The sequence below is a fragment of the Sinimarinibacterium flocculans genome (genome assembly GCF_003201205.1).
Taxonomy (GTDB): Bacteria; Pseudomonadota; Gammaproteobacteria; order Nevskiales; family Nevskiaceae; genus Solimonas; species Solimonas flocculans.
On record NZ_QICN01000024.1, the window covers coordinates 1 to 5,360 of the forward strand.

The window sequence follows — 5,360 nt, forward strand, 5'->3', positions numbered from 1 at the left end:
TACAACCGCCAGCTCGAGCGCCAGCTGCGACTGCAGGGCGAAGAGATCGCGATTCTCGACGACAGCATCGCGCAGGCGACGACGGTGGATCGTCAGATCCTGCCGCTGATGCTGCGCATGGTCGACGCGCTCGAGCAGTTCGTCGCGCTGGACATCCCGTTTCTGCCGCGCGAGCGTGCCGAGCGGCTGCAATTCGTGCTCGAGGCGATCGACCGGGTCGACGTCACCGTCGCCGAGAAATTCCGCCAGGTGCTCGAGGCCTACCTGATCGAGCTCGAATTCGGGCGGACCATCGAGGCCTACACCGGTACGGTGGACGTCGGCGGGCAGAAACTCGAAGTCGACTTCCTGCGCGTGGGCCGCATCGGCCTGTACTACCAGACGCTGGACGGCACGCAGAGCGCACGCTGGGACGTGGCGTCGAAGAGCTGGGTCAATCTGCCGGCCTCCGACCGCAACCCCGTGCGCGAAGCCATCCGCGTGGCGCGCAAGCTCACGGCGCCCAATCTGCTGACCCTGCCGCTGCCCACCGCTGGAGACGCGTCATGAACCGCAGTTTCCAGTTTCCCGTTTCCAGCTTCCAGAACGCCATGAGCCACGCACTGCGCAGCCTTCTGATGGTCGGTCTTCTGGCTGGCACCCCGGCCTTCGCCCAGGACGACAGCGCGGCGACACTCGACGAGCTGCTCGAGCAGGTGCGCACCAAGACCCTGGCCGACCAGGGCCAGCTGCAGCAGCGCGAAGCCGAATTCGCGGCGGCGCGCGATCGCCAGGCCGAGCTGCTGGCACAGGCGCGCGCGCGCCGCGACGCCCTGGAAAAGCGGGGCAGCGAGCTCGAGGGGCGTTTTGACACCAACAAGCGCGAGATCGACACCCGTCAGGGGCAGCTCGACGACAAGCTGGGCGCCCTGAAGGAACTGTTTGGCATCTTCCAGCAGACCTCGGGTGACCTGCAGGGCATCTTCTTCGACAGCCCGATCTCCGCGCAGTACCCGGACCGCACCGAATTTCTCGAAGCGTTTGCCAAGAAGATGAGCCGCGCCTCCGAGATCTCGACGATCGACGAGATCGAGCGGCTGTGGTTTGAGCTGCAGCGCGAAATGACCGAGACCGGCAAGATCGTGCGCTTCAGCGCACCGGTGCTGCTGGCCGACGGCAGCCAGGGCACTCGCGACGTCATCCGCCTGGGCGCCTTCGACGTCGTGTCGACCGACCCGGCCAGATACCTGTCCTGGCGCGGCGAGACCCAGAGCCTGGCCGAGCTCAAGCGCCAGCCCGGCAGCGACACCCTGGGGCGGCTCGACGACTACGCCGACAGCCGCGATCCGGTCGCGCGCATCGACCTCGACCCGACCGGCGGCTCGCTGCTCGAGCGCCTGGTCGAAGCCCCGGGCCTGGGCGATCGCATCGAGCAGGGCGGCCTGGTCGGCTACGTCATCCTCGCGCTGGGTGCGGTGGCGCTGCTGGTCGCGCTCGAGCGGCTGATCACCCTGTCCATCGTCGGCGCCAAGGTCTCGGCGCAGCGGCGGCAGATCGACCGTCCGCAGGCCGGCAATCCGCTGGGGCGGGTGCTGATGGCCTACCACGACAACACCGGCGTGAATGCCGAGACCCTGGAAATGAAGCTGGGCGAGGCCGTGCTCAAGGAACTGCCGGGCCTCAACCGATTCCTGACCTTCCTCAAGATCATTGCCGTGGCGGCGCCGCTGCTGGGACTGCTGGGCACGGTGACCGGCATGATCAACACCTTCCAGGCCATCACCCTGTTTGGCACGGGCGATCCCAAGACCATGGCCGGCGGCATCTCCCAGGCGCTGGTCACCACCGTGCTCGGCCTGTGCGTGGCGATCCCGACCGTGTTTCTGCACAGCATTTGTTCCACGAGAGCCAAGGCCGTCGTGCACATGCTCCAGGAACAGAGCGCGGGGCTGATCGCGCAGTACATGGAAAAAGGCCAGCGCGCATAAGGGCCGGGGACGCACATGGACATCCTGCTCCTCGGCTTCTTCGACATCGTCGAGCGCATCCAGGACTTCCTGGAAGCGGGCGGGCCGGTACTGCTGGCGATCGCCGGCGTCATCTTCATGATGTGGGCGATGTCGGTGGAGCGCTTCGTCTACTTCAAGTGGGTGCTGCCGCGCCAGGAGCAGGCCGTGATCGCGCTGTGGAACCAGCGCCCGGAACGGGCGAGCTGGCAGGCCCACCAGATCCGCAGGGCGCTGATCGCCGGCATTGCCCTCAATGCCCGGCTCTACCTGCCGACGATCAAGACCCTGGTCACCGTGTGTCCGCTCTTCGGGCTGATGGGCACCGTCACCGGCATGATCGCCGTGTTTGACGTCATGGCCTTTGCCGGCATGGGCAATCCCCGGCTGATGGCCTCGGGCGTATCGCAGGCCACCATCCCGACGCTGGCCGGCATGGTCGGCGCACTGTCCGGCATCTTCGTCGTCGTCTGGCTCGAATCCACCGTCAAGCGCCGGGTCGAGCTGCTGGGCGATCACCTGACGATCGACACCGCGGGCGGGACCGGCCGATGAAGATCCTGACCCAGCTGCCGCAGGAAGAAGACGACAGCGCGATCGACCTGACGCCGATGCTCGACGTCGTCTTCATCATGCTCATCTTCTTCATCGTCACCGCGAGCTTTCTCAAGGAATCCGGTTTCGAGGTCAACAAGCCGGCGGTGCAGCAGCAGCCGCCGACCGAAGAGAGCCAGAGCATCGTCGTCAAGATCATGGCCGACGGCCAGATCTTCATCGGCCCGCGGCGGGTCGACGTGCGCTCCGTGCGTCCCAACATCGAGCGGCTGCGGGCCGAGAAGCCCGACGCCCCGGTGGTCGTGCAGGCGCACGCCGAGGCGCGCAACGAGCTGCTGGTCAAGGCCATGGACGCCGCGCGGCTGGCCGGTGCGGCCGACGTGTCCATCGCGGAGTTGAAGTGACATGGATCCCCTGAGCGCCGCCCAGCAGGCCGAAGACGACAGCAGCATCGACTTGACGCCGATGCTCGACGTCGTCTTCATCATGCTCATCTTCTTCATCGTCACCGCCAGCTTCATCAAGGAAGCCGGCATCGACGTGAGCCGGCCCCAGGCCGAGACCGCGGTCAAGCAGGACAAGGCCAACATCTTCATCGCCCTGTCGCCCAGCGGCGAGATCTGGATCGACCGCAAGAACGTGCCGACCAGCCAGCTCAAGGCCACGATCGAGAAGCTCAAGGCCGAGAATCCGCAGGGTGCGGTCATCATCCAGGCCGACCGGGATTCGAAGAGCAAGCAGCTGATGCAGGTGATGGACGCGGCGCGAGACGCCGGCATCACCCAGATTGCCGTGGCCACCGAGGCGCAGGAGTAGGCCGATGTCCCAGAGTGCTCCGACCGATCTGGCCCTGGCCAGCTCCGCCGGCGATCCGGTCCGCAACTTCCTGCGGCTGCTGCTGGGCGGGCTGATCGCCGTGGTCGTGACCTTTGCGCTGTACTGGCTGATGGCCGAGCTGGTCGCGGCGGGTCGCCAGGCGCTGAGCGACGGTCCCAGCGGCAAGATCATCGACTTCGTGCGCATCAAGCGCGACCAGAACCTCGAGATCGAGCGGCCCAAGCCGGAGAAGCCGGACAAGCCGCAGGAGGCGCCGGACGCGCCGCCACCGCAGGTGCAGGCGCAGGCGCCGACCGCCGGCACCGTCAACATCGGCCAGATGCGGGTCGATAGCAGCCTCACCAGCGCGGGTTTCCGGCTGTCGGCCAGCGACGGCGAATACCTGCCGATCGTCAAGGTCGCGCCGGTCTACCCCTCCAGGGCCCAATCCAGAGGCATCGAAGGCTGGGTACTGCTGCAATTCACCGTCACCCAGACCGGCGCGGTCCGGGACCCGGTCGTGCTCGAAGCCGAGCCGCCGGGGATCTTCGACGAGGCGGCCAAGCGGGCGGTGGTCAAATTCAAGTACAAGCCGCGGGTCGAGAACGGCCGGCCGATCGAAGTGCCGGGCGTGCAGCACCTGATCACCTTTGAAATCGAGGACGGGCGCCGACGATGAGCCGCACACCGTCTGTGCACCGGGTACTGGCCGCGATCCTGCTGGCCGGCGTGACGAGCCTGTCGCCGGCGGCGCAGGACAAGCCGACCAAGCCGCAGACCAAGCAGACCCAATTCATCAGCCAGGCCGTCTTCAAGGATCTGGAGAAGGCCCAGCAGGCGATCGACGCCAAGGACTATCCGGGCGCGATCGCCGCGCTGGACGTCGTCAAGGCCAAGGGCGACAAGCTCAACGACTACGAGCGTGCGACCCTGTACAACCTCTACGCCGCGGTCTACTACAACCAGGACGACACGCCCAAGGCGATCGCGTCCTACATCGAAGTGCTCAAGACCCCGAACCTGCCCGAGGGTCTGCGGGACAGCACCCTGTTTGCGCTGGCGCAGATGTACTTCGTGACCGAGGACTACCCCAAGGCCATCCAGGTCCTCAACCGCTGGTTTGAGACCGTACCCGAGCCCTCGGCGGATGCCTATGTGCTGCTGGCGCAGGCGCACTACCAGCTCAGCGACTTCCAGAAAGCCGAGAAGGCCCTGATCGACGCGCTCAAGCTGGCCAAGGCCAAGCAGCAGGCGCCCAAGGAGAACTGGCTGGCGCTGCTCAGGGCGGTCTACTACGAGCTGGGCGACTACGCCAAGGCCGCCAAGGTGCTGGAGATCCTGGTCGCCAGCTACCCGAGCGAAAGCTACGTGCTGCAGCTGTCGGGCATGTACGGGCTGATGGGCGAGCAGAAGAAGCAGCTGGCGACGCTGCATGCCGGCTATCTGGGCGGCATGGTCACCAAGAAGGGCGATCTGCTCAACCTCGCCCGCCTCTACCTGGTCGAGGACGTGCCGTACCCGGCCGTGCAGCTCCTCACGAAGGCCTTCCGCGACCAGGTCATCGAGCCGGAGGCCGAGACCCTGCAGCTGTACGCCCAGGCGCTGGCACTGGCGCAGGAGCGCGAGGCGCAGATCCCGGTGCTCAAGCGGCTGGCCGAGATGACCGGCGAAGCCAGGCACTATGCGTTTCTGGGACAGGCGCAGGCCGAGGCCGGCAACTGGCAGGCGGCGATCGACGCTTTCCAGAGCGCGCTCAAGGGCAAGGACCTGGACGATCCCGACGGCATCCGCATGCAGCTGGGCACGGCGCAATTCAATGCCGGCAGACTCAGCGACGCCAGAAGGACCTTCATCGCCGCCAGCGAATCCGACAAGCACGGCGAGACCGCTGCCAACTGGATCAAATTCGTCGGCGCCGAGATCGAGCGCAAGCGCGCCATGGTGCAGATGCCCGATGAACCGGCACCCGCACCCGCGCCGGCAGCGCAGCAGGACGGCGAGGGC

The 5,360-nt window shown here is 66.7% G+C and carries 7 protein-coding genes; all 7 read left to right on the forward strand.

The features are described 5' to 3' along the window. A partial coding sequence (locus tag C8D93_RS20090; RefSeq protein ID WP_110267055.1) for a DUF3450 domain-containing protein occupies positions 1-549 on the forward strand: 549 nt, incomplete at its 5' end. Continuing rightward, positions 546-1,967 (forward strand): MotA/TolQ/ExbB proton channel family protein, encoded by a 1,422-nt coding sequence (locus C8D93_RS20095; RefSeq protein ID WP_211307445.1) that lies wholly within the window; start codon positions 546-548, stop codon positions 1,965-1,967. The genes C8D93_RS20090 and C8D93_RS20095, both read left to right, overlap by 4 nt. 15 nt (positions 1,968-1,982) lie before the next feature. Continuing rightward, on the forward strand, positions 1,983-2,540 hold the full coding sequence (locus C8D93_RS20100) for a MotA/TolQ/ExbB proton channel family protein (RefSeq protein WP_110267057.1): 558 nt from the start codon (positions 1,983-1,985) through the stop codon (positions 2,538-2,540). Beyond that, entirely contained in the window at positions 2,537-2,944 is a 408-nt protein-coding gene (locus C8D93_RS20105; protein ID WP_110267059.1) for an ExbD/TolR family protein, read from the forward strand. The genes C8D93_RS20100 and C8D93_RS20105 overlap by 4 nt, the downstream gene beginning before the upstream one ends. Position 2,945: 1 nt before the next feature. Next, on the forward strand, positions 2,946-3,356 hold the full coding sequence (locus tag C8D93_RS20110) for an ExbD/TolR family protein (protein WP_110267061.1): 411 nt from the start codon (positions 2,946-2,948) through the stop codon (positions 3,354-3,356). A gap of 70 nt (positions 3,357-3,426) precedes the next feature. Continuing rightward, positions 3,427-4,035, forward strand: coding sequence for a TonB family protein (locus tag C8D93_RS20115; RefSeq protein WP_366515952.1), 609 nt, complete (start codon positions 3,427-3,429; stop codon positions 4,033-4,035). After that, positions 4,032-5,360, forward strand: a 1,329-nt coding sequence (locus C8D93_RS20120; RefSeq protein ID WP_110267063.1) for a tetratricopeptide repeat protein, incomplete at its 3' end; no start/stop codon positions are given. The genes C8D93_RS20115 and C8D93_RS20120, both read left to right, overlap by 4 nt.

What these genes read in the sequence shown, in the direction of transcription:
- C8D93_RS20105 (WP_110267059.1), top strand. Translation starts at nt 2,537, where the DNA reads ATGAAGATCCTGACCCAGCTGCCGCAGGAAGAAGACGACAGCGCGATC.
- C8D93_RS20110 (WP_110267061.1), top strand. Translation starts at nt 2,946, where the DNA reads ATGGATCCCCTGAGCGCCGCCCAGCAGGCCGAAGACGACAGCAGCATC.
- C8D93_RS20100 (WP_110267057.1), top strand. Translation starts at nt 1,983, where the DNA reads ATGGACATCCTGCTCCTCGGCTTCTTCGACATCGTCGAGCGCATCCAG.
- C8D93_RS20095 (WP_211307445.1), top strand. Translation starts at nt 546, where the DNA reads ATGAACCGCAGTTTCCAGTTTCCCGTTTCCAGCTTCCAGAACGCCATG.